This window comes from Variovorax sp. P1_G12, from assembly GCF_056405555.1.
The window spans coordinates 1-21494 of the sequence record NZ_JBFUBW010000061.1 but is presented as its reverse complement, the minus strand read 5'-3'; the positions used below and the strand labels follow the sequence as shown (position 1 = coordinate 21494).

The window sequence follows — 21494 nt, the reverse complement described above, 5'->3', positions numbered from 1 at the left end:
CGGCGTTTCCTTGGGCCAGTACAGGCGCATCACCAGGTAGATCGGGCCGTCGGGAGCGGGCAGCCAGTTGGCTTCCTTCGCCTTCCCAGGCGAGTCCTTCTGGATGTAGAGCGTGAGTGAGCCGTCGGCGTTCTTCTTCATCCCCGACACCATCGGCGAGTTGATGAGGTAGCGGTTGATCGGATTCTTGATGAGAAGCTGGCTCTTGCCGTCGTACATCGTGACCGACCAGAAGGCGTTGACAGGCGGAAGCTGCCCGGCGGGGAAGGTGATCGAGTAGTTGTGTTTGCTGGTGTCGATGGTCTCGCCGGCCGCGGTCACGCGGGTGAAGGGATACGTCGCTTCAGCGGGATCGTTTCCGTAGATGCCGGACTTGGCAGCGGCAGCGCGCATGAGCCAGTCGCCCTTGAAGAAAGCACGATCGCCGAAGAACGAACCGACGCTCCAGCCATTGATGTTCTTCACCCCGCTGGCCGCGAACTTTTCGACCTTTTCGTCGCCTTCCTTCATGGCCAGCAGAGCGACGGCCTTGTGTTCGATCGAAAGGTCCTTGAACTCGAAGGTCTTGCCTGGGCCGATGCCGATGCGGGCGAGCCTGGCCCGCAGGTCCTTGTCTTCCGGGGTGGGCGGCACGTACTGAAGCGCGGCGTCCAGGTACTCGAAGTAGTTCTGCTTGATCCCGGCCGTCGTGGCCGGTACGAAGTTGACAGCCGGGGCGGCCGGTGGCGCTGGCTGCTTCAGATACGCGGAAAGCGGCTGCGCCTGGTAGCCGGCCTGCACCTTCTCGACGTTCGAGATGTCCTTTGGGTCGATGAGTTGGGTGCGGAAAAGTGCGACCGAAAACGGGGTCGTCGAGGTGAAGACCTCCTTGATGCCCGGGGGCGTCTCGCCCTTCCAGTCTGGGCCGACCACCATGTAGTCTCCCGGCGCGTTGCCGGTGGCACGGCTGCCGATGTAGCCGTAGTTGTAGGTATTTCCGTCGATGAGCTGCACGGCGTAGTAGCGCTGTTTCTCCACGGCGGGCACCGAAATCACCATCGGCTCTGCCCGCAGGTCCATCCAGACAAAGGAATAGGGCGTGTCGCTGTTGGGCGTGACGATCGCCGTATCCTCGTAGGTGGCAACGTGGTGCTGGTTGTTGATCTTGTTGAAGGGCGCCTTGAACTGGCTGGACTTCGAGTCCACGGCGAACTCGTACATCACCGCATAGTTCATCACGATCGGAAGACCGTAGACGAAGGCCTCTTCCGCGATCGCCTTGGTCTCCGCAATGCTGGGCGCGGCCACGCCTTTGGCGGCATCGGCCTTCTCCACTTGGCTGATCGGATCGACCTTGCTGGTGCAGCCAACTGTCAGGCTGAGCACCGCGGCGAGCACCGCCAGTCGTTTCATCAGTTCCGCTTTCATGTTTGTCCTTCTAACTTGCAGATCGTGATCCGTGCGCTGTTGCAGCGCCCGCGCGATGGTGACATCGGCACCAATGGCTGACAACTGCCCTTTAGGGCAGTTTCGATGGACCTTGGTCTGCTTGGTGGACCTGCGCTCCGCGCCGATCGCCGTCACCTGGCGTCGGGCGAGCGGGCCCCTCCGCTTCAGCCGGCGCTAGCACCCGGGTTGAGGCCCAAAGACGCAGATCGGCAGGGTCAAGCGCTGCCAGAATCGTGCAGGATGTTTCCGAGACGGCAACATGACCGCAGCACTTTACGAGCCCGATCAATGTGTACAAACCTGTGGCGGCGAACATCGGCGTTGTCGACGGGCCCGTCGAAAACCTGACCGTGGCGGGCGTCAGGCTGCCGCTGCCGTTCACCACCCGTATGACGGTGGTGCGGCTCTCGAACGGCGAGCTTTTTCTTCACTCGCCGACGAAGTTCGATCGCAAGCTTGCAGACGAGCTTGAGCACCTCGGGACTGTCCGGCATCTGATCTCCCCCAACCAGTTCCACTATGCCCACATTGGAGAGTGGTTGAAGGCCTTTCCGGATGCCGTCGCTTGGGCTTCGCCGGGCGTGCGCAGAAGGAGCAGAGCGCGGCGGGTGGAGATCCGTTTCGGGAGAGCCCTCGATCTGGACCCGCCGGGCGAATGGCGGCGCGAACTGGACCAATTGCTGTTTCCGGGTGGCTACTTCAAGGAATTCATCTTCTTCCACCGGGAATCACGATCTCTCATCGTGGCGGACGCCATCATCAACATTGAGTTGGACAAGATGGAGGATGAGCGGGATGTACTACCCACGCGGGCAGGCGCTCTTCGGGATGCGCCTGCCGCTGCTGTTGCAGCGGAGAACAGCAGCTGCGGCCATCGCGAAAGTTCAAGCATGGCGGCCTCGCCGCATCATGCTCAGTCATGGGCGCTGCTTCGACGTGGATGCAGACGAGGTCATCCGCCGGATTTTTGGAGAGCACCTTCGGAGGTGACGGGCTGCTCCTGGGCCAGAGAGATGGCCCGCGCCTGGGCGCAGAAAGCAACGAGGATCGGGCCTATGCCGTGCGATGCCAAGGAATGCATCATCTTCAACCGGCCTGTTGGTCAGAATCAGGGGCTTCAGCCCGTTAGCGCGCCACTGGATGGAGCGTCGGCTTCCCGGTGGTGCCGCTCGAGGCATGGACACGGACGACCTGCTCGCGCGGAACGGCGAACATCCCGAACGGCCAGTCGTCACGCAGATCCTGCCGGGGTCGGGATGGTGCTGAACCATGATCCTCGCCTTGTGAGGTTCAAGAGCCCGCATGCGAAATGGTGTCATGCGTGATCCATTCGCCTCGCACACCCGTTGCCCGCAGGGCGGGCGTCGTTGTGCCCCCTTTCCCCGCTTTTCCGGCGCGCAGGACGCCTGTCCAGAGCGCAATCTCCTCGAAGGCCACCGCGCGCCGCAGGCGGGGCTGGACGCGGCGTACGATGACGCCGAGGAGGCACAGCAGCTGGGTCGGCTACGCAATGCCAACGCCCAGTTGAGGCATGACAACCCAAATTCCGATCGCGAGCTGGACTGGCAAGTCGACGTCCGGGTCGGAACAACACATGGCCGCATGCGGCCATGTGACCCGATCAATCCTCGCAAGTGCCAACAAGGACGTGCTGCGCGACAGGCGGCAGCTCGCGGCTCAGGATGTACTCGAACGACTCGCCCGCCAGGCGCGCGGCGGTGAAGATGGCGGTGCGATCGTGGTGCAGCACCTGCAGCCACGCGTCAAGGTACGCTGCATGCCCCTCGATCGTCGCATCCACCAGGCCGATGTGCCCCAGTACGAAGGCGCAGCCGAGCTCGGCCACGAGTTCCTCGAACGCGTAGGCGGCATCGCCGAAGCGCTTGCCGAACTCACGGGCCAGCCGGTCCGGGTGGCCGGTCCAGTGCACCAGTTCGTGCAACGCCGTCGCGCAGTAGGCCTCGGGACTGGTGAACCGGTCGACGTCGGGCATGAAAATCCGGTCTGCGCGCGGTGCATAGGCCGCACGCTCGTAACCGTGCCGAATGTCGGCCTTGCAGCCACCGATGAAGCGCATCGCGCCTTCGATCGGGGAACGATCCGTCCAGTCTTTCGGAGGGACCGCATCAGCGATCAGCTCCGGCGGCAAGCCGTCGATTTGCGCCACGTTGAAAACCCAGAACGGCATGCACAGCAGGAAGCTTCTCTCGCCGGTGCCCACTTCGCCGCCCTCCTCCTCTTCGCGCCCGCAAGCGCTTTGCGCATCGTCGGCAGCGTCCGCCGTTGGCCTGCCCGCTTTGCGCTCGAAGTGCGCGCAAAGCACCGCCCGCTCACCCTTGCGAACCTGTGCACCGAGACTGGCGGCCTGCTTGTACGTCAGCCAGACATTCGACGCGTAGCCCTGTTCGATCGCGGCATCCCACAGCAGCAGCACATTGGCGCCATGGTACGCAGCGCCCGTCTTGCCATTGCGCGGCATGCCGCGCGAGGCCGCCCGGGTCCAGCGTTCGCGAAACACGTTCCCGCCCCGCTCGAGCATCGCGATGATCCGGTCGGTGACGGACTGCCGGACATCCATGCGGCCGCCGCCGCGCGGCGCTGAACCTCCATGCTGAACAGCACCTGCTTTTGGTGAGTCCTCGGGGGGTACGGGGGGAACGCCCGTGGCGGTCTGGTTGTCCGCATTGCGCTGACGGGAAGATTGAAGTGCACGCATGGCTGGGCCTTTCTGCGGTGTGTGCCGCGGTGGTTGAACATCTGCTTTCGGAGCCGCCTCGACGCATGAAGAGCGAGCGGAAAGGGTCGGTGTCCAGGGACCGCCCGGAGGCCGCAGCTGAGCGCCAGCGAAGACCGGGTGAGGACGGTGGCGCAGCCCGAAGCCCTGGACAGCGGCTCGTGCGAGCTATGCGTCGATGAAGAGGTGGCTCTGAAAGCAGATGCGCCGCGGCAGACGCCGCTCACCCACACGGACACTCTTCCGGCCGCGCCGCGGCCGCAGGCCGCTCCCGCCGCCCTCTGCCAGGCAGAGGCGAGAGTGCGTCCATCCATGTGCCGGACTGCCGCGCAAGCGGCCTTGCTCCGTACCGCGCGCGCAGCGCGCCATGAATGACGAAGCCGTTGAAAGCCGCCGGCGCATCCGGCGGCGGGCCCTCAGGCCTGGATGCGCCCGGCCCATCGCGCCTCACGCGCGTAGGCGCTGAGCGGCTGCGAAGCCCGGAAGTGCAGGTCCTGCTCGATCGGCAGCCTCATCATTCCGCGCATTTCGGAAAGCTCCGGCAGGCTCACGCGCCCCAGCTCCGGAAAGCCCAAGCCGAGATCGGCCAGGCCGAAGGCGATGTCCGGCTCGTCGGGATCGACTTCCGTCAGCAGCCACGTCGCCCCCGCATCGGGCGTGAAGAGCTTGACGACCGGCATCGGATCGAAATCCCTATCCTTGTCCTGGCACATCAATGCCATGCGGCCGTTGGCCAGCAGCCGCTCGAATTGTTCATCGGTGATGAAGGAATAGTTGGAAGCCATGTCGTTCTCCTTGAACGGTAGAGGGCGGATTGCCCGTGACCGTCCACGGCGCGCCGCAGCGCAGCCGTCAAGGTTCGAAGACGGCCGTGAGGCCGCAAGCACCACCAGGTGCGCCGACCTTGACGGCGAGAACGGTGTGACACCCTGAAGGGAACAGCAAGCCACCCTCCCCTGGACGGGCTGATTCTTCAAGTCAACAGCTGCGGGTAGACGGGACGACCATGCCATCTGATGGGGTCTGCTGGTCGGCTCCTCTATCGCTTTGTCGCACTCGGAGTGCTACGGCTGTACTGGGCTTCGCCAACCACGGTCTAACCTGCTTTGCCATCACTGGCGTGATTGCCTGAGCAATCGGTGGTTTGGTCTCCTTGCCTTCTGATTTGATGGGTTGTATAGCTGCTATGCAGCGAGCTGCGGCGGGACGTAGCTGGGGCAGAACTCGCGCCCGTGCACCAGCAGCGCCCAAACAGTTCGCACGTTCTTGTTCGCCAGCGCGACCGCGGCCACGTTCGGATGTCGTCGGTTCAGCAGGCTCGCCAGCCACACGTTGGTGTTCATTGTCTTGCGCTGCGCCGCAACGATGGCCGAGCGCGCGCCGTGAATCAGCAGGGTGCGCAGATACACATCACCTCGCTTGCTGATGCCCAGGAGTGTTGGCTTGCCCCCGCTCGAATGCTGCTTCGGCACGAGGCCAAGCCAAGCCGAGAGCTGACGGCCGTTGTCGAAGCTGTTCGCATCGGCGATGGAGGCCACCAGAGCGCTGGCTCCCAGCGGCCCGATGCCAGGAATCTCGAGCTTCAGGCTCAGTTCGCTGCTGCGATGCCACGCCTTGAATTGGTCCTCGAACTCTTCGACCAGCTTGTCCAGTTCCTTGAGGTGCTCGGTCAGGCGAGCGATGAGTCGTTCCGGGCAGCTGGTTGCTCGCGTCTTCAAGCAGCTCGGGGACTTGCTTGGCGACGTGGCAGATGCCCTTCGGGATGACCAAGCCGAACTCACCGAGCAAGCTGCGAATCTGGTTCGCCTGCGCCGTACGCGCTATGACAAAGCCTTGGCGCGCTCGGTGCAGTGAGAGCACGGCCTGCTGCTCGACGCTCTTCACCGGCACGAATCGCATGTTGGGTCTGGTGACAGCCTCGCAGATGGCCTGCGCTCGCTTGTTGCCCGCCTTGCTGATGCACTGCTCGATCTGGCTGCCGCCGCTGTCTTAGGGCGTGGGCGCCAACCCCAGGCAGCCGGCCAGCTCGCGCCGATTGGCGAAGCGCCGCCAGCCGAACACCTCCTTGACCAACACCCAAGCGCCCTTGGGCCCGATGGCGCGCAACTGGGCCAGTTGCGCCACCAGCGGCTGCGAGCCATCGGTCAATTCTTGGCGCCGCTGAGCCTCCATCGCCTTCACCTGCTGCTTGACCAGCGCGAGCCGAGCGCTCTCGCGCTCGATCTCGGCACGCAGCAAGGGCGGTACCTGCTCGCCATGGCGCGCCCACCAGGCGGGCCAGTCGCGCCCGCCGACGACGACGTGCGCGCGCAGGTTGTGCAGCACCAGCAGCGAGCCGATGCGATTCATGTGTGAGGTGCGCTCCTGCGTCAGCCGTGCGAGCTCTCTGTGCTCGCGGCGCGCGTCTTCGTCCTCGGGCGTGGGCTCATGCACTACCGACCACACACGCTCGCCGCGATGATGGCGCAGCAGCATCGCCAACAGCTTGTCGCCATCGATCCGGTCGCTCTTGGCCCGCCTGGCATGTCGGTTCACCTCGATGCTCGAGGAGTCGACCACGATGTTGTCGACACTTTGCTCGATCAGCCAGCGGTGCAGCCACCAGCCGTCGCGGCCGGCTTCGTAGCAGGTATGCACTTTGGCCTGCATGTCGAGCTTGCAGCGCTCCCGGGCCTTGCCGATGCAGTGTGTAACCGCAGCCGTGTCGCCGGCGTCCACGGTGTACCGGCTCGGGCCGCGGTGACCATCGTTCGCTGTCAGCTTCCAGGCCTTGTCGCCGAGCTCGAAGCTCATGTACAGCTCGCCCTGGATCGCCGTATCCTCATGCTGTGAGACTGCCTGGGTTGTCGACATTTCCATCTCCTCTGCCAAGAAGTTAAGGAAAGTTTTAGCTAAACGGGTTTCGCTCGGGTAGTCCCACATAGCATCTTCGGAGCGGTTCGAGCGTCCGCAGTGGGCCCGACGGCGGCGTCGCGCATGTGGCAGGATGCGGCCAACACCAGACCTTCACCGAGCACCCCCAGTTCCATCCAGAAGTCCAAGTATGAGCAGCATCGGTGTCATCGTCCGTGCATCACAGGAAGTTGAAGAGCTCGACGCAAACTGGCTGCCGCAACCGCTGGGCAGCCGGCCTCATGTCCACGCTGTCATCTACGAACTGACGCGCGTCACGACGAGGTCACAGCGGTTCGACCTGCGTCCGCAAGGTATTGCCTTGGAGCTTGAAGTCGGAGATGACGAGCCGCCGATGTCCGTCGCTGCATCGGGCGTGTTCGACGAAGCGGCTGTTGCGATGTTGAAGAAGCTATGTGCAGCTCTCGGCGCCCGGTTCTACGACAGCGAAGAAGGTCGATTCATAATTTGAGCGACCGCCGCTCGCGGCCAGGAGCCGACGTCCGAGACGCCCGTCCAGTCGGCGCCAAAGCGGCCTTTCAGAGGTGTAGTTCCTGCCTTGCTTTCCCGACCGCGTCGGTCTTGAGTTGCGGGTGACCCGGGCCGCATGGAGCGCAACATCATTGCAGCACTTCATGGTCCCCGGATTGCAGCCTCTACGGAGCGTGGGTCACGCGAGGCTAAGCTGAAAATGCCTGACCAAGGGATCTGGACGAATTTGAGGATCGATGAGCCTGCGCCATTCGGCGTACGCAGGTGATCCACGGAAGCGGACCGTATGGTCCTCAAGGGAATCCCACCGGATCCTCAGCAGCGCGCGGCCGGGTTCTTCAAGACACCGGCCCGCTTGATGCCCGCAATAGCCGGGCGCGGCTCGCAGGAGCGCCGCAGCCGCGCCAAGCGAAATTTCGAAGGCCGCTTCGCCAAGCTCGGAAAGTTCAATGAGGACAACTTCGAGTACGCACGACGAGCTTGTAGACCGCGCTGCGGCCTCGGTCGAAATTTTCTCGCTCACTCGATGACACGCCCCGTCTTCAAGTAGTACAGCGCGAACAGGAGGTAAGCCGTTCCCCAGATCAGTTCGCTGCGGTTGGCGTACTTCTTGGGCTGGTTGAAACATCCGTTCAAGAGCACACCACGTGGATGTTTGCCCGAACTTTCGTTGAACGGTGTCAGATGCTGGAGGAAGCCATCGAGCATGGGGGCAAGCCTGTCCGTGGCAGTACGGGCGGTAGGGTGAAGCGTCGGCAGAACTGCCATGCGGGCCAACTGCTCGACGACCACAGCCGCCGCGGACGTGTCCAAGGGCACCGAGGCCCGATCCTGGCTGAGGGCGGGGTCCTTGAAGTCCCATGGAGGAACCCCCGATTCGCCCGTCTGGCTGATCCAGTAGCCCAGCAGCTTGTTTCCGATGGCCAGGTATCGTTCGTCACCAAGCGCTTCGCACGCGCGCAGGTAGCCTGCCACGGCCCAAGACTGTCCGCGCGACCAGCAACTCTCGTCGTGAGCGCCCAACAAAGTGTAGTGACGCAGCTTCTGTCCGGTCGCGGCGTCGTAGTCGATGAACTCGATCGTCGATCCATCCTCCAGCACGAAGTCCCGGGCCCAGCCCGGCAGCTACGAGGAGTTCAAGGTCCGGCTGAACGGGATCGATACCCTTGGCTGATCGCCTGGGGGATGGGGGGTGCTAGCGGTCGGCATCGCCGTCACCGCGCTGGCCGCCGATTTCATGTTCTTCGGCGCCGGTGCGGTGCTGCTCGGCCTTGGAACGGCGATGGTTCCCCGACGCTGCTGGCAGCCATCGGCGACGTGGCTCATCCCTCCTGGCGAGCATCCGCCGTCGGGATCTATCGCCTGTGGCGCGACCTCGGCTACGCGGTGGGGGCGCTGCTGGCCGGCATCACGGCCGACTTGTTCGGCCTGGCCTCGGCCGTGTGGCTGGTGGCCGGGCTCACCCTGCATTCCGGCGTGGTCGCAGCGCTTCGCATGTACGAAGCCCTTGCGAGACAGGCAGGGTGAACCTTTGGGCGCTTCAGACCTTGTCCGCGCGCAGCGAGATGCTCTTCACGCCGAACTTCTTCGTAGCACCCTGGGCGTTGTCGGACAGAAAGCGATACTGCTCGTTGACCTGTTCCGCCACGATGCGCAAGCCAGCGGCCTCGATGGCCTGCTTGTAGCGTTCCACCTGCCAGGCGCCGCCGATGCAGGCCGCCCACAGCGTCGTGTTGCAGGCGATGGTTTCCGGCAGGTCCACCGCGGTGACGATGTCGGCGATCGCCAGCCGGCCGCCGAGCCGCAGCACGCGGGCGGCTTCGCGAAACACCTGCGGCTTGTCGACGGCCAGGTTGATCACCCCGTTGCTGATCACCAAGTCGAAGCTGTCGTTCTCGAACGGCGCAGCATCGATGTAGCCCTTGACGTAGGTGATGTTGGGCACGCCTTGCCGCCGGCGCAGCGCTTCGGCCTTGGCGCGCTGCTCGTCGGTCATGTCCAGGCCGATGACCGTTCCCGTCGGCCCGGTGATGAGGCTCGCGATGAAGGTGTCCATGCCCGAGCCGCTGCCCAGATCCAGCACACGCGCGCCCTCCATGTCGTCGAGGAAGTGGAAGAAGTAGCCGACTCCGGCGAAGGAGTCGATGGCCTCGGCCGGGATGCGGTCCAGGTCGGCCGGCCGGTAGCCGAGGCGCTCGGCCAGCGCGCGTCCCATCTCGAAATGGAACTCACCGTGCGGGTTCTGCGCCACGTCGCGGTACATCGACTGGATCTTGGATTCCAGCTCGTTGCGATTGACTTCAGCAGACATGATGGCCTCCGATCGAAGTGAGGGTCAGAACAACGGCGCCGCCGGCGCCTCCTTAAGCATGCGGATCACAGCCATCTCCTGACCTTGCTGCGATACGCCGTATAGCGATCCCCGAAGATCTCCGCCAGCGCCTGCTCTTCGGGGGGGATCTGAAACCGGGCGATGAACAGGACGAAGGCGGCGAGCGGGGCGAGACCGATGAGGTTTTCGATCCACACCGCGATGCCCGCGAACATCACGGCGTCGCCGACGTACATGGGGTTGCGGGACAGCGAGTACACGCCCGAAGTCACCAGCTCGGTGGCCTTCTGTGGCTGCGTTGGATCGGGCGTCGTGCCCATGACCGCAAACGACCTGAGGCTCACACCAACGATGGCCACGCCGAGCACGACGAGGGCGATACCGATCGCGGTTTGATGGGCAAACGGGTACCTGCCGATCGTGACACTGCGACTGTTCCACCACATGGCGATCACAGCGACTTGCAAACGCGACAGGGGGTGACATCCAGCGGTTCATGATGGTCCGCCCAACTCCTTCGCGGCCCGTTGCCGCGCGATGCGCAAGCCAGAGCGCGGCAGGTCGGTGAGCACGATGTCACAGTCGGACAGAGTCGCCAGGAAGAGCGCGGGCTATCCCACGAGATGCAGTCTGCTCCTGCGGACGTGATACCGCAACCCCCCTAGCTGGAACACACAGACCAGGGCAGCTCTGCGGTGGCACCACATAGTTGACGCTCCTGGAAGTCCGGTCCAGGCCCGAAAAACCTGGCGCCGGAGTTCGTCGTGACCAAAATCTCTTCAGGGTAAGGGCCGAATTCCTTTGATGCCTTCACGTCGGTGCTCGATTGGCTGAGGAGCTAAACCCACCTTTCCCTTGCCCCTTCGCGCCGGCTCTGTCGGCAGCATGTCCGACGCGCATGCCCGGGCACCAAGCAGGATTGGCGGCTGCCCCGGCCAACGGACAGTCCCGAAGGATCGTACGGCGGCGAGCGTGCTGCATGTCGATTCCCCACCTACAATTATTTGTCCGGGGCGGATTCAACGCGAACCTTTGCGCTGCCGCGAGGCGGCCATCGCGGCTGCCCCGGCAACCCGTTCGGCCAGGTTTCAGGCAGATCGGCAGTGCATCGTGGTCCGGCCGAAGCAGGCCGTGGATGACGGTCCAAAGGAGCATGATCGATGCGGTCGCCAGGGAGATTCGGCACGCGCCTGAGAGGAATTTCAGTCGGGGTCGCGGCCGTCATCGTGGCTCTATTCGTCGTCGGCCGCATCACCGGCGTGCTGATTGACTGGCTGTGGTTTTCCTCGGTCGGCTATGTCGGCGTTTTCTGGACGATCTTTGTCACCCGGGTGCTTCTGTTCGTCGCCGTCTTCGCTACTTCGGTGGGCGCGATAGGGGTGTCGGGTTGGCTGGCGCACCGCTATGCGAGCCAGTCCGGCAGCTGGAAGGTGGTGGGGCCGGCATTTCAGCCGGGCGGGCCGGAGGGGTTGAGCGAACTGGTCGGGGAAGTCGCGCCGCATGTTCCCTGGCGCGCAGCCATCGCCGGTGTCGCCGTCCTGCTGGGCTTGTTCATCGCCGTCGGCGAAGCCGCGGGCTGGGACATCGCGCTTCGCTACCTCGAGCAGGTACCCTTCGGCAAGACCGACCCGATTTTTGGCGAGGACATCGGCTTCTACCTCTTCTCGCTGCCGGCCTATCTCGCGCTCCGCAACTGGCTGCTGCTGCTGCTGGTCTGCAGCGCAGCCATCGCCGCAGTGGTGTACGGGATGCGCGGCGACATCACGTTCATCCAGCCGCCGCGCGCGCTTTCGCCAGCGGCCGCCACCCACGGTTTGGCGCTGCTCGGCTTGTTTTTCCTGCTGCAGGCCTGGACTTACTGGCTCGACCGCTTCCTGCTGCTCTACGGTGACAACGGCGTCGTGGTGGGCGCCAGCTATACCGATGTCCACGTCGGGCTGCCGGTCCTGTGGCCGCTGATCGGACTTGCCGCTGCCGCGGCGGTCGCGTCGTGGGCCACTATGCGCTCGCGGGACTTGCGAATTCCGGCGGCCTCGGCGCTGATCGTGTTCGGCAGCGCATTCGTGCTCACCCTGATCTACCCGGCGCTGTTCCTGCGCTTCTATGTCAAACCGAACGAGCTGCAGTTGGAGACGTCCTATATCGCCCACAATATTGCGCTGACGCGGGACGCCTATGGTCTGACGCAGATCGCGGTCAAGCCGTTCCGGGCCGAGCAGAACCTGACTCTCGCCACGCTCCAGGCCAACCGCCCGACCATCGACAACATCCGCCTGTGGGATCTGCAGCCGTTACGGGATACGTATGCGCAGTTGCAGGAGATCAGGACCTATTACAAATTCCTCGCGACGGACATCGACCGCTACCGGCTCGACGCCGGTTATCAGCAGGTGATGCTTTCGGCGCGGGAACTGGAGCCGTCCTTGCTGCCGGCAAATGCCCAGACCTGGGTGAACCTGCATCTCCTGTTCACCCACGGCAATGGCATCGTGATGTCGCCGGTCACGGAAAAATCCGCTGAAGGCTTGCCTACCCTCTACCTGAAGGATATTCCGCCTGTCTCCAACGGTGGCCCGATCGTCCAGGAGCCGCGCCTGTATTTCGGCAAAGGCGGCAAGGGGTACGTGATCGTCAACGGCAGCGTGCCCGAATTCGACTACCCCAAGGGCGACCAGAACGTCTATTCGAGCTACGGCGGACGCGACGGTGTCGCCATCGGCAGCATGGCGCTACGGGCCCTCTTTGCCTGGCAATTCGACGATCCCAACATCCTGCTGACCGGCTACATCACGCCCGCAAGCCGGATCCTGCTCCATCGCAACATCCAGGACCGGGTGCGCACGATCGCCCCGTTCCTCCGTCTGGACCATGACCCCTACATCGTCGCGAGCGGCGGGCGGCTTTACTGGATCCAGGATGCCTACACCACCAGCCGCTGGTACCCCTATTCCCAGCCGGGTACCGAAGAGGGCGACAACTACATCCGCAACGCGGTCAAGGTGGTGATCGATGCGTACAACGGGACTGCCGACTTCTACGTGAGTGATCCTGCCGATCCCATCGTGCGGACGTACCAGCGCATTTTCCCGGGCCTGTTCAAGCCGCTGGGCGCGATGCCGCAGGACCTGCAGCAGCATATCCGCTACCCGGAGGACCTGTTCCTGATCCAGGCGCAGGTCTACCGCGCCTACCACATGGAAGCGCCGGAAGTCTTCTACAACCGCGAGGATCTCTGGCAGTTCCCGCGCAAACAGGCCGACATTGAGGCGGGGAACGCCCCCGGCATGCCGATGACGCCTTACTACATGATCGTACGGCTGCCCTCGGAGCCGCACGCCGAGTTTGTCCTCATGCTGCCGATGGTGCCCAGCCGGCGCGAGAACATGGTCGCGTGGTTGGCGGCACGTTGCGATCCACCGGACTACGGCAAGCTCGTCGTCTACGCGTTCCCGAAGGACAAGCTGGTCTACGGGCCGTTCCAGATCGAGGCGCGCATCCAGCAGAACACCGAGATCTCCCAGCAGATTTCGCTGTGGAACCAGATGGGTTCGCGCGTCATCCGCGGCCACCTCCAGGTCGTGCCCATCGAAAGCTCGGTTCTCTATGTCTCTCCGCTGTACCTGCGCTCGGAGTCCGGCCAATTGCCCGAGTTGAAACGGGTGATCGCGGCCTATGGCGACCACGTGGTGATGGAGGAGACCCTGGGCGCCGCCCTGGGGGCCCTCTTCAAGGAAGCTGCGCCGTCGGCAACGCCGCCGCAGGGCACGGCGGACGCCCGCGCCCGCGAGGCACTGGCCCACTATGACCGCGCCATCGAGCGCCTGAAGGCGGGCGACTGGAACGGCTTCGGCGTCGAACTCGATGCCCTGCGGCCGCTGCTCGAGGCGCTCGGTGCTGGGCGTTCCGAAGAACGGAAATAACGATTGGGGCCCGCTATCATCAGGGCGCTCTTTGGTTGGTCCGACGACGAGCAGGGTTTCGCCCCATCCGGGTCCAGGTACTTGCGACCGAACGCACTGGCGACCGAAGCGCGGTGGGAAGTTTTGGATTCGTGGAGCAATATCACTTCAACAACGAAGCCGCCGGCGTCGAGGGATGGGTCGCCAAGCCCTTCCTTCTACGAGGACCTGGAAATCGCCCAGAAGGAGGCGCTGCTGGGCATCCGATGGGCTGCGAGCGAAGATGGATTTATCGCGGTCGAACCCGCGGTCTAAACGCTGCTTCCGGCGGACATCGTGGCACGGTTCATCAAATAGCGTCGGTTGGCTCTGTTCTGGCGTGCCAATATAGGCCGCAGGCCGCCAAGTTGGACCGCACGGTTGCGCGGTTTACATTACGTTAGGCCGCACATGCTTCACATGACGCGCGTAGCGTCAGTGAGCACTCGATCTACCAACCTCTGAGCCTCATCGGATACAGCCATGAACTACTCCGCAATCGAACTGAACATCGACAACCGAGTCGCCCTTATTCGGCTGAACCGTCCGAGCGATGGCAACGCCGTGACCGTTGAACTGGCAACTGAACTGCTCGATGCCATCACCCGCTGCGACGACGATCCATCGATTCGTGCGGTCGTTCTCACCGGCGCGGGAACAATGTTCTGCGTAGGCGGCGACCTGAAAGAGTTCTCACGTCAAGGTGCGAATGCTGGTCGGTACACGAAAGATGTCACCCACGCTTTTCACGCCGCTATCTCTCGCATGAACAGGATGGATACACCTGTTCTCGCTGCGATCAATGGTACCGCGGCGGGCGCCGGTTTCAGCCTTGCGCTTGCAACCGATCTGGCGGTTGCTGCTGAGTCAGCACGCTTCACTATGGCTTACACGCGCGCGGGTCTTTCACCCGACGGGAGTTCAACCTACTTTCTCGCCCGGCACATAGGATTGCGGCGCGCAAAGGAGATGGCGCTGCTGAATCCAGTGCTGAGCGCTCAGCAGGCCATGGACTGGGGATTGGTCAACCGCATCGCGTCCAATGGAGATGTGCTTGGTACCACGATGGGACTGGCCAAAGAACTGGCACTCGGCGCGCACTCCGCTCAGGGCGAGGCGAAGCGCCTCATACTGGCCGGAGTGAACGAGAGCCTTGAGACCCAGATGGAAAACGAGACGCGCGCTATTGCACGCATGGCCGACGCTGCGGATGGCCGCGAGGGGATTGCGGCATTCAACTCAAAACGCCCGCCGAAGTTCGAATGAATAGCATCGCACGCAATTTGGCAGGCGCAGCGCCGGTTCCCTTCACCGAAAGCGCGGCCGAACCCATCGTTCCACCGGAGCCTTCGGCGGCCGCTGAACTTAATCGCTAGACACCTCTTTTGAGTAACCGCCTTTCGCCGGATCGGGCAACTCCTCAGGGCACGGAGCGCCGAGTAGGCGACAGGCTACAGTCGGCCAACACCAGACGGTCGACGCCGTCTTCCAAAAGGAAGGTCCAGAACGAACATGAAGACTGAATCAGGACCGACTCTCGCGGGTAGGAGGCCCGATGCTTTCGAGATGAAGGTACGGTTTGCGTGCGGAGCACTGCTAGGGCTGGCAATTGGCCTGGGCATGTGCGTCAGCCTGTCGCCGCTTGGCGCCCTGGGTGCATGCATTCTCGTGGGGCTTGTCGTCGTCGCCTGCGGAATCTGCGCCGCTCGGTTTGGCGACAATTTCTGGGCCAATCTTCGTTGGCTACAGTAGCGGCTCGTACCGCGGCTCGCGGCCAAAAGCTGACTGTCGGAGGGCGTCCTCGATTCAGGTGTATTGCCGGTCCAACCAGATGAGACTGGGCGCTTCAGCGTCGCTGGATGGCCGCCGCCAGCTCAGCGCGCACTGCGGCGAACACAACAGCGGGATTCGAGGCACGCGATATAGGGCGACCGATGACCACGTGCGTCGCGCCGGCCCCGATTGCTTGCGCGGGAGTCGCAGCTCGCGCGTGGTCACTTTGTGCATCGCCTATGAGCTGCGTGCCTGGGGTCACGATTAGGGCACTTGGCGGGAGGACCTCGTGAAGCAGCCGCGCTTCCAACGGCGACGATACAACGCCATGGCATCCGGCCGCCGTGGCAAGGCGGGCCAGTCGTAAGACTTGCTCTCGAACCGTCGAGGCGACGCCTACCTCTTCCAAATCCTGGTCGCTCATGCTGGTGATAACGGTGAGCGCAAGAATCTTCAGTTGAGGGAACTGGCTTGCGGCCTGAACTGCCGAGCGAAGCACGGCGGAACCGCCTGAGGCGTGCACTGTGACCATCGAGGCGCCCAGTTGTCCGGCTGCGGCGACCGCGCCCGCCACCGAGCTCGGGATTTCCAGCAGCTTGAGGTCCAAGAACACACTTTTCCCGGCATCTACGAGCTCGCGGACGACCGAAGGTCCTGCCGCCGTCAGCAGTTGCAGTCCCACCTTGTAGAACGTAGCAGCTGTGCCCAACTGCTTCACGAGGTCCACCGCCGATGCGGCGGTAGGGAAGTCGAGCGAAACGATGATGCGGCTGTCCAAACTCATTGCCTTGTCCTCAATGCCGACGCCCCGCGCTCCTCGGGAAACCGTGAACTGGGCGAGCGTACGCAGCCTATCACCTGACAGGCAGAATGCGGCCACAAGCGGACCTTCAACCAAGAGCCCTCCTTGGCTGTCGAACTTGCCTATGCTGTCAGAACGCTGATGCGTACGGTTTCAGGCGGCAGGGACTCGTCAGGGCGAATTCCCATGGCGAAGAAGGTTTCAGCCGGAAGGCCGCGAACTACCTGCACTAGCTGTTTGCCTTCGTGGGCCCGATATTCCGTCCGGCGTACCGCCATCAGGACGATGCAATATCTCGGGCCGAGCGGTGTGCATTCCTGGGTCGCTGCTTCGAGGGCTGCGAAGCTGCAGTGGTTGCGAACTCTGGTTGCAACTCCAAGTCGCGGCACGGGAGCACCGCTGAAAATAGCGTCAATTTCTTCGACGAAGAAGTCCATGAAGGCGCCATCCTGGGCGAGCTTGGTCCGAACTGTGTTCGCGCAGTCATCCAGAAACTGGGCAGCTTTGGCCTGCTCTAGCGGGTCCCGGGATGCTTGTGTTCCTGGCAAACGTCGCCGGGACACCTCGTTGCCAACCGCTCGCAGCACCTCAGGCCAAATCTCGGAAATCTCTGTGGCGGGAAAGCTATCGCGCGCCGGTTCTGTCCGCGTCGCGACCGGCTGGACTCCGTCACGCTCGGCGGGCGGGGTCATGCCGTCGGCTCTTTGCTTCTGCGAATGCGACCCTTGTTGTGTGTAAGCGCCTCGCCGAGCTTTTCGAGGAGGTAGGCTTCGAGCCCCGCCGCAAGATACGCCCGATTCCCGAAGGGGACGTAGAGAATGTCGGTCATTTCACCCAACGCCTTGCGCTTCGCTTTGAGCTCTCCAGCGCTAAGGGCACCTCGAACCAGAACATGGCGATACAGCCGGCCGAGCACGCCGCCGGCGGCGCCTTTCTTGCGCGACGGCGCAATGCCCAGACCTACGTACGAAACGTTTCCACCTCCATCGAGGATGGCATAGCAGCCCCCTTCCCACACCGACTCTGCGACGTTTGCTTGGTCCAGGCGAATCCATTGGGGGATTTTGTCCAACTGGTCCGATGGCCAGTGCAAGCTGAAGAACTTTCGAGTGGTAGCCCGCAGCTTGCGTGTGCTGACGGCTGCTGGAATCGGTGACGCCATCTGTTTTCAGTCTCCTCGTTGTATGGACGAATATAGTCGACAAGGACTTGCATCGCGCGTGAATAGGTCCCGGCCCGCTCCGCAGGAGACCGGCGACGTCGCTGCTTGGTTCAAGGTCGCTGACCGGCCAGAAAAGGTCGTCAGCGTTGTCGCTGAACTCGGCTCCCCTCCACACTTTTGAGGAGGCTTTGGCCGCTGAAAACGGCGTCATAGGTCCGCGCCTGGCAGGCACGATATTCTGCGGGGGCCATCACCGCGAAGGATCAGCGTGCCCGCAAAGCCACCTCCGATTTGCCCTCAATTGCTTACAGCCCGCGGCATCTGGCTCAGGCGCCGCGAGTTTCACGTCGTGACGTATGCGGAGGAAGGATTTGCGCCGCTGAACATCTACGCCGAAGGAACTGGCGTGGAGAAGGACGAACTGGCTGCCTTCGCTGACGCGGTAAACCGAAGGAACGAGGCGGGCTCCCTTTTCCCGCGCGCTGCAATCAGTGCGATTCCACGGGCAATGGGTCGGGGCAGGCCGAGCAAGAAGGAAATCCGCAACCACATCGCGGCGTTCCTGGAAGCCAACCGGAGGAGCATCAGAGCTCAAAAAGTGATGTTCGATTTCAGTGCCCACGGGTCTCACCATTCATGGTTGCAGCAATCGAAGTTACCTCTTGCAGAGGAGGATTGCTCCAACCTGAGCGAGGTGGTCATCGTCATCGGCTGACTCTCGCCGACCGGGACCAATTGAGTTCTGACGTCCAATCTGGCGTCCTGCAAGCTGCCGAACCTTGGTCGGCGCATCTGGCGTCCTTCGGAAAAGTAGTTTTCTCCCGTGTAGCGCCGACCTCGGCAGCCCGATTCGGTCAGGGCGCGGGTGCAGCCCTCTTGACCCGCATCCTCGCGCGCTCCTTGAGCGCGTCCGCGACCCGAGCGAGCACGACAGGGCATAGCGCCCTTTGACCGAGTTCCGCTTGATACCGAGACTTCGCATGAAGCCCTGTGAACGTAGGCTGTCCGGTCACATGTGAGAAGTTGAGCACATGGCTGTCGAACAGCCGGTGCAGGTCTGTCCGAAGAAGAAAGACGTTCCGTCGCGAATTGCTCCCTTCCCGGTGCACCTCCCAAATGTGAGCAACGTCGAGCGCATCCTTGGTGGTCTCGCCCGAGAACGCGCAGCACCCATACTCGCCGTATAGGGCGTTGCGAAGGCGGGTGGCGTCCTTGCGACGGATTCTCTTCGTCTCCTCGTAGACCACGTCTGCAAGGGTCCTCAGCGGACCAGTGTCGCTAAGAATCCGGCAGCTGCGGGCCTTTCCGGAGTAGAACTTTCCAGAGTCGTCGTAATCCAGCCATGACGCTGCCTCAAACGTAGCGCTCTCTGTATCAAGAACAACAACGGCCTGCCCGAACCTCGCGTCCGTATCCCATAGCGGCTTGTTCAGGTGCCGCGAATGGTCGAGGACAGCCTTGATGCGCCCATGCCCCAGACGGGTGAGTTCGCATGTCGTCGCGTACTCACGCCAGATGCCATACGCCGGCCAATGCTCCCGGGTGGTCACCTTCGACCGGGCCTTCGCAAGGTCTATCGTCATGTACTCATAGCCGCCGTGCCAGTCGGCCAGTAGAGAAATTGAGCTCACAAAGCAGTCCTTGTCGTTCTAGTCGGAACCCTCGGCCTCGTGCACGTGGACCAGGGGGCTCCGGGCTGTCCTAAGCGGCCCTCGGCCGCCGGCTCAGCGCGTGCTCGGGTCGTAGTAAATGGCGTCAAGCAACGCCGCGCGCCCGGCCCAAACCCGCTTCTCCAACGGGTCCTTGGGCTCGGGAGCAAGCCACCACGGGGTGCTGCGAACGCGCAAGATGATGCGCTCCCAGTAGTTCTCGAGCGATGTGTTATTTGCAACCGCAAAGTGCTCTGCGATTCCCTTCTTGTTGGGCTTGCTGATGCAGACGAACTGGTCCGGCCGTTTCATTGCGAGCAAGCGAGTCCCTGTTGCGATTCCCCCGGAAGCGCGGAGGTCCGCGCTCAGCGCGCCCATGAACTCCTCGCGGAACAGCTCATAGTGCTCCACGTCAACGGGGCCGGTGAGCGGGATGAAGTCCAGCGCGCGCGACAGCCCGTCAGGATTGTTGATGACCGTCGTGCTGAAGGAGCCGCTGGCGCCCATGGCGCCGAACCAGGCCCAATCCAGCCCGTCCTTTGTCTTCGCCTGGCTGGCACCCATCGTGCCCGCAATGCGCTTCCTGTCGTCGACTTCGAGCTCGGCGTACGTGGGCTTGGACCGGAACACGGCTCCGAGTTGCTCGAGAACCCGAAGGCGGCCCAATAGCGTATGGTCAGAGTTCGCGTTCTCGACCTTGACCAGCGCAACGAACTCTTCCCATGTCAGGTCCTGCGGCCCGGGTATGCCATCGCCGGCCTTCGATTTCTGAACGGGAACCCAGCGGTCGAGCTCGCGGTGCGCTGCTTTCGCGCGCAGGTGGTTTGCCTTGTAGCTGTAGAGCCAATCGGGGTCGACGTCGACTCCGTCTCCCCATGATTGAGCGACAAATGCGAACAGCTTCTGGAGGCCCGGGTCCGTCGCCTTGCCGCGGATGACCGTGCTGGCCTCGATGTTCCTCGTGAAGGCGCGTCCGGTGAGGTTGTGGCTACCCACAACAGCGGTCCACTCGTCCCCCTTCCTGAACAGGTAGACCTTCGGGTGAAAGAGCGGACCATCCGGCAGCATCACCTTGAACTTCGGTTCGGCCTGGAAGCGCTCGATGACAGACGGCGACGTCACGTAGCCATGGGTACCAATGACCAAGTGCCTGAATTTCGCACGATGCGTGTACGCAGCTTCGAGCACCTCGTTATCCGTAGCCCATGCGACGGCCCACGCGGCCAGTTCGCAGTTAGCGGTCAGGTCGACGAGGGTCTTCGTCGCGTGTTTGCTGTCCGTGAGTAGCTCAACCTGCATTCGTCATCCTCTGTTTTTGCCCAATTATGGGCTGCCGCTTTACAAGACTTCACGCTTGGCGGGTGCGAAAAACGGAAGGATGTCACGGCGTTCTGTCATCCGGCGATGGAACGCCGCGTTGTAGGTGTGACCAGGCCGAAATTTGAGGCTGGCCAAAAACCTCTTCAACTCCTACCGTCACACACCCATGAAGCGCACCCTCCTCTCGTTCGCAGCCGTCACCTTCGCACTCGCCGCTGGCACCTCGTTCGCGCAAGCGCCCGCCGCAGCCGTTGCGCCTACTCCCGCCCCCGCTGTCGCGGTCGCGCCGGCGGCCGCGGTCAAGGCTCCGGCAGCTGTCGCAGTGCCCGCTCCTGCTGTCAACAAGGCCGCCGCGCCCGCAGTCACCCCTGTGGTCGCCGCACCGGCAGTCGAAACCGTGAAGCCGGCTGCCAAGGCTGCTGATAAGCCGGTCAAGCACACCAAGCACGGCAAGGCTCACAAGAAGTCGAGCCCCGCTGTTGCCAACAAGGCTGCACCGAAGACGCCTGCCGCTGCCTGATACTCAGGACTACCGACCTCCCAGCGCGAAGCCCCCTCATAAGGGGGCTTTTCCGTGTCCGACGTGAATTGAACACGGGGAACTCGCGCTGGAGAAAAACAAGAGCCCCGACACTCGGGGCTTTTGTTATTGGGGATACGCGTCAATCCCTGTGCCGATAGCCCGCGGGCATGCACTTGAACGCTCCCCCGATGCCCTTGACCGTAAGCCGTCAATGAACCACGCCCTTGCGCGTGGTGTCGGAACCGATGTGCGCAGGGCGGTCTACAGCGCGCCGAGCTCGATGTTCCAGGGCAGCAGCGCCTCGTAGTCGTCAGCCGTCTGCGCCAGGGGCAGCTTCTTGAACAGGGCGACGAGGTACCGGTAGGGCTCGATGTTGTTGGCCTTGGCCGTCTCGATCAACGAGTAGAGGTTGGCGCTCGCGTTGGCGCCGCCGACGGTGTCAGCGAACA

21 protein-coding genes and 1 pseudogene are annotated in these 21494 nt (G+C 63.2%); 7 read left to right on the top strand and 15 right to left on the bottom strand.

Annotation, left to right across the window (positions count from 1 at the left end; all coding sequences use genetic code 11):
- A partial coding sequence (locus tag AC1D2O_RS36380) for a DUF1254 domain-containing protein (protein ID WP_478158812.1) occupies positions 1–1407 on the bottom strand: 1407 nt, incomplete at its 3' end.
- Positions 1408–1718: 311 nt separating this feature from the next.
- On the opposite strand from AC1D2O_RS36380, the gene AC1D2O_RS36375 reads away from it, so the two are divergent.
- Entirely contained in the window at positions 1719–2753 is a 1035-nt protein-coding gene (locus AC1D2O_RS36375; RefSeq protein WP_478093386.1) for a DUF4336 domain-containing protein, read from the top strand.
- Positions 2754–3049: 296 nt separating this feature from the next.
- Here AC1D2O_RS36375 and AC1D2O_RS36370 read toward each other — a convergent pair whose 3' ends face one another.
- The 4 genes and pseudogenes from AC1D2O_RS36370 to AC1D2O_RS36355 all read right to left on the bottom strand — a co-directional run bounded on the left by AC1D2O_RS36370 (position 3050) and on the right by AC1D2O_RS36355 (position 7084).
- Complete coding sequence (locus AC1D2O_RS36370) at positions 3050–4144, bottom strand: ArdC family protein (protein ID WP_478158811.1); 1095 nt, start codon at positions 4142–4144, stop codon at positions 3050–3052.
- A gap of 434 nt (positions 4145–4578) precedes the next feature.
- Positions 4579–4947, bottom strand: a complete 369-nt coding sequence (locus AC1D2O_RS36365; RefSeq protein WP_478093382.1) for a DUF2958 domain-containing protein — start codon at positions 4945–4947, stop codon at positions 4579–4581.
- 399 nt (positions 4948–5346) lie between these two features.
- Positions 5347–6097 (bottom strand): annotated as a pseudogene (locus AC1D2O_RS36360) (IS110 family RNA-guided transposase); the annotation flags it as partial.
- Between the two features lie 54 nt (positions 6098–6151).
- Positions 6152–7084: a transposase gene (locus tag AC1D2O_RS36355; protein WP_478158810.1), complete on the bottom strand. Its 933-nt coding sequence runs from the start codon at positions 7082–7084 to the stop codon at positions 6152–6154.
- 121 nt (positions 7085–7205) lie between these two features.
- Here AC1D2O_RS36355 and AC1D2O_RS36350 point away from each other — a divergent pair, with 121 nt between their 5' ends.
- Complete coding sequence (locus AC1D2O_RS36350) at positions 7206–7526, top strand: hypothetical protein (protein WP_478094928.1); 321 nt, start codon at positions 7206–7208, stop codon at positions 7524–7526.
- A 198-nt stretch (positions 7527–7724) separates the two neighbouring features.
- On the opposite strand, the gene AC1D2O_RS36345 is transcribed toward AC1D2O_RS36350, so the two are convergent.
- Together AC1D2O_RS36345 and AC1D2O_RS36340 are read right to left on the bottom strand one after the other, a co-directional pair.
- A complete protein-coding gene (locus AC1D2O_RS36345) occupies positions 7725–8174 on the bottom strand; it encodes an antibiotic biosynthesis monooxygenase family protein (RefSeq protein WP_478158809.1) in 450 nt (149 codons plus the stop codon).
- Positions 8066–8647 (bottom strand): hypothetical protein, encoded by a 582-nt coding sequence (locus tag AC1D2O_RS36340; protein ID WP_478094866.1) that lies wholly within the window; start codon positions 8645–8647, stop codon positions 8066–8068. Before AC1D2O_RS36340 ends, AC1D2O_RS36345 begins: the two co-directional genes overlap by 109 nt.
- 216 nt (positions 8648–8863) lie before the next feature.
- On the opposite strand from AC1D2O_RS36340, the gene AC1D2O_RS36335 reads away from it, so the two are divergent.
- Positions 8864–9073 carry a hypothetical protein gene (locus AC1D2O_RS36335; RefSeq protein ID WP_478094869.1) on the top strand — a complete coding sequence of 70 codons (210 nt, stop codon included), beginning with the start codon at positions 8864–8866 and terminating at the stop codon, positions 9071–9073.
- A 13-nt stretch (positions 9074–9086) separates the two neighbouring features.
- Here the strand turns inward: AC1D2O_RS36335 and AC1D2O_RS36330 are convergent, their stop codons facing one another.
- Both AC1D2O_RS36330 and AC1D2O_RS36325 read right to left on the bottom strand, forming a co-directional pair.
- Positions 9087–9857, bottom strand: a complete 771-nt coding sequence (locus tag AC1D2O_RS36330) for a methyltransferase domain-containing protein (RefSeq protein ID WP_478158808.1) — start codon at positions 9855–9857, stop codon at positions 9087–9089.
- Positions 9858–9922: 65 nt separating this feature from the next.
- Entirely contained in the window at positions 9923–10324 is a 402-nt protein-coding gene (locus AC1D2O_RS36325; protein WP_478093117.1) for a methyltransferase family protein, read from the bottom strand.
- A gap of 714 nt (positions 10325–11038) precedes the next feature.
- On the opposite strand from AC1D2O_RS36325, the gene AC1D2O_RS36320 reads away from it, so the two are divergent.
- Both AC1D2O_RS36320 and AC1D2O_RS36315 read left to right on the top strand, forming a co-directional pair.
- Complete coding sequence (locus AC1D2O_RS36320) at positions 11039–13798, top strand: UPF0182 family membrane protein (RefSeq protein WP_478093113.1); 2760 nt, start codon at positions 11039–11041, stop codon at positions 13796–13798.
- Between the two features lie 501 nt (positions 13799–14299).
- Complete coding sequence (locus AC1D2O_RS36315) at positions 14300–15082, top strand: enoyl-CoA hydratase/isomerase family protein (protein WP_478158807.1); 783 nt, start codon at positions 14300–14302, stop codon at positions 15080–15082.
- A gap of 580 nt (positions 15083–15662) precedes the next feature.
- On the opposite strand, the gene pyrF is transcribed toward AC1D2O_RS36315, so the two are convergent.
- From pyrF to AC1D2O_RS36300, 3 genes are all read right to left on the bottom strand, one after another.
- Entirely contained in the window at positions 15663–16373 is a 711-nt protein-coding gene (gene pyrF / locus AC1D2O_RS36310) for an orotidine-5'-phosphate decarboxylase (RefSeq protein ID WP_478158806.1), read from the bottom strand.
- 140 nt (positions 16374–16513) lie between these two features.
- The gene (locus tag AC1D2O_RS36305; protein ID WP_477650585.1) at positions 16514–17083 is read right to left on the bottom strand and encodes a hypothetical protein; all 570 of its coding nucleotides are present in this window, start codon (positions 17081–17083) and stop codon (positions 16514–16516) included.
- A complete protein-coding gene (locus AC1D2O_RS36300) occupies positions 17080–17553 on the bottom strand; it encodes a hypothetical protein (RefSeq protein WP_477650584.1) in 474 nt (157 codons plus the stop codon). The genes AC1D2O_RS36305 and AC1D2O_RS36300 overlap by 4 nt, the downstream gene beginning before the upstream one ends.
- A gap of 349 nt (positions 17554–17902) precedes the next feature.
- Here AC1D2O_RS36300 and AC1D2O_RS36295 point away from each other — a divergent pair, with 349 nt between their 5' ends.
- Positions 17903–18268 (top strand): hypothetical protein, encoded by a 366-nt coding sequence (locus tag AC1D2O_RS36295; protein ID WP_478158805.1) that lies wholly within the window; start codon positions 17903–17905, stop codon positions 18266–18268.
- A gap of 139 nt (positions 18269–18407) precedes the next feature.
- Here the strand turns inward: AC1D2O_RS36295 and AC1D2O_RS36290 are convergent, their stop codons facing one another.
- Both AC1D2O_RS36290 and AC1D2O_RS36285 read right to left on the bottom strand, forming a co-directional pair.
- Positions 18408–19184, bottom strand: coding sequence for an HNH endonuclease (locus tag AC1D2O_RS36290; RefSeq protein WP_477650236.1), 777 nt, complete (start codon positions 19182–19184; stop codon positions 18408–18410).
- Between the two features lie 93 nt (positions 19185–19277).
- Positions 19278–20501 (bottom strand): phospholipase D family protein, encoded by a 1224-nt coding sequence (locus AC1D2O_RS36285; protein WP_478158804.1) that lies wholly within the window; start codon positions 20499–20501, stop codon positions 19278–19280.
- A 187-nt stretch (positions 20502–20688) separates the two neighbouring features.
- Here AC1D2O_RS36285 and AC1D2O_RS36280 point away from each other — a divergent pair, with 187 nt between their 5' ends.
- Complete coding sequence (locus AC1D2O_RS36280; RefSeq protein WP_477650238.1) at positions 20689–21042, top strand: hypothetical protein; 354 nt, start codon at positions 20689–20691, stop codon at positions 21040–21042.
- Positions 21043–21306: 264 nt separating this feature from the next.
- Here AC1D2O_RS36280 and AC1D2O_RS36275 read toward each other — a convergent pair.
- On the bottom strand, positions 21307–21494 hold a 188-nt coding region (locus AC1D2O_RS36275), incomplete at its 5' end, for a transposase domain-containing protein (RefSeq protein WP_478156266.1).

Excerpts from the sequence above, each read along its gene's own strand:
- AC1D2O_RS36370 (WP_478158811.1), bottom strand. The coding sequence starts at position 4,144 with ATGCGTGCACTTCAATCTTCCCGTCAGCGCAATGCGGACAACCAGACC.
- AC1D2O_RS36365 (WP_478093382.1), bottom strand. The coding sequence starts at position 4,947 with ATGGCTTCCAACTATTCCTTCATCACCGATGAACAATTCGAGCGGCTG.
- AC1D2O_RS36355 (WP_478158810.1), bottom strand. The coding sequence starts at position 7,084 with ATGTGGGACTACCCGAGCGAAACCCGTTTAGCTAAAACTTTCCTTAAC.
- AC1D2O_RS36350 (WP_478094928.1), top strand. The coding sequence starts at position 7,206 with ATGAGCAGCATCGGTGTCATCGTCCGTGCATCACAGGAAGTTGAAGAG.
- AC1D2O_RS36345 (WP_478158809.1), bottom strand. The coding sequence starts at position 8,174 with ATGTTTCAACCAGCCCAAGAAGTACGCCAACCGCAGCGAACTGATCTG.
- AC1D2O_RS36330 (WP_478158808.1), bottom strand. The coding sequence starts at position 9,857 with ATGTCTGCTGAAGTCAATCGCAACGAGCTGGAATCCAAGATCCAGTCG.
- AC1D2O_RS36325 (WP_478093117.1), bottom strand. The coding sequence starts at position 10,324 with ATGTGGTGGAACAGTCGCAGTGTCACGATCGGCAGGTACCCGTTTGCC.
- AC1D2O_RS36320 (WP_478093113.1), top strand. The coding sequence starts at position 11,039 with ATGCGGTCGCCAGGGAGATTCGGCACGCGCCTGAGAGGAATTTCAGTC.
- AC1D2O_RS36315 (WP_478158807.1), top strand. The coding sequence starts at position 14,300 with ATGAACTACTCCGCAATCGAACTGAACATCGACAACCGAGTCGCCCTT.
- pyrF (WP_478158806.1), bottom strand. The coding sequence starts at position 16,373 with ATGAGTTTGGACAGCCGCATCATCGTTTCGCTCGACTTCCCTACCGCC.
- AC1D2O_RS36305 (WP_477650585.1), bottom strand. The coding sequence starts at position 17,083 with ATGACCCCGCCCGCCGAGCGTGACGGAGTCCAGCCGGTCGCGACGCGG.
- AC1D2O_RS36300 (WP_477650584.1), bottom strand. The coding sequence starts at position 17,553 with ATGGCGTCACCGATTCCAGCAGCCGTCAGCACACGCAAGCTGCGGGCT.
- AC1D2O_RS36285 (WP_478158804.1), bottom strand. The coding sequence starts at position 20,501 with ATGCAGGTTGAGCTACTCACGGACAGCAAACACGCGACGAAGACCCTC.
- AC1D2O_RS36280 (WP_477650238.1), top strand. The coding sequence starts at position 20,689 with ATGAAGCGCACCCTCCTCTCGTTCGCAGCCGTCACCTTCGCACTCGCC.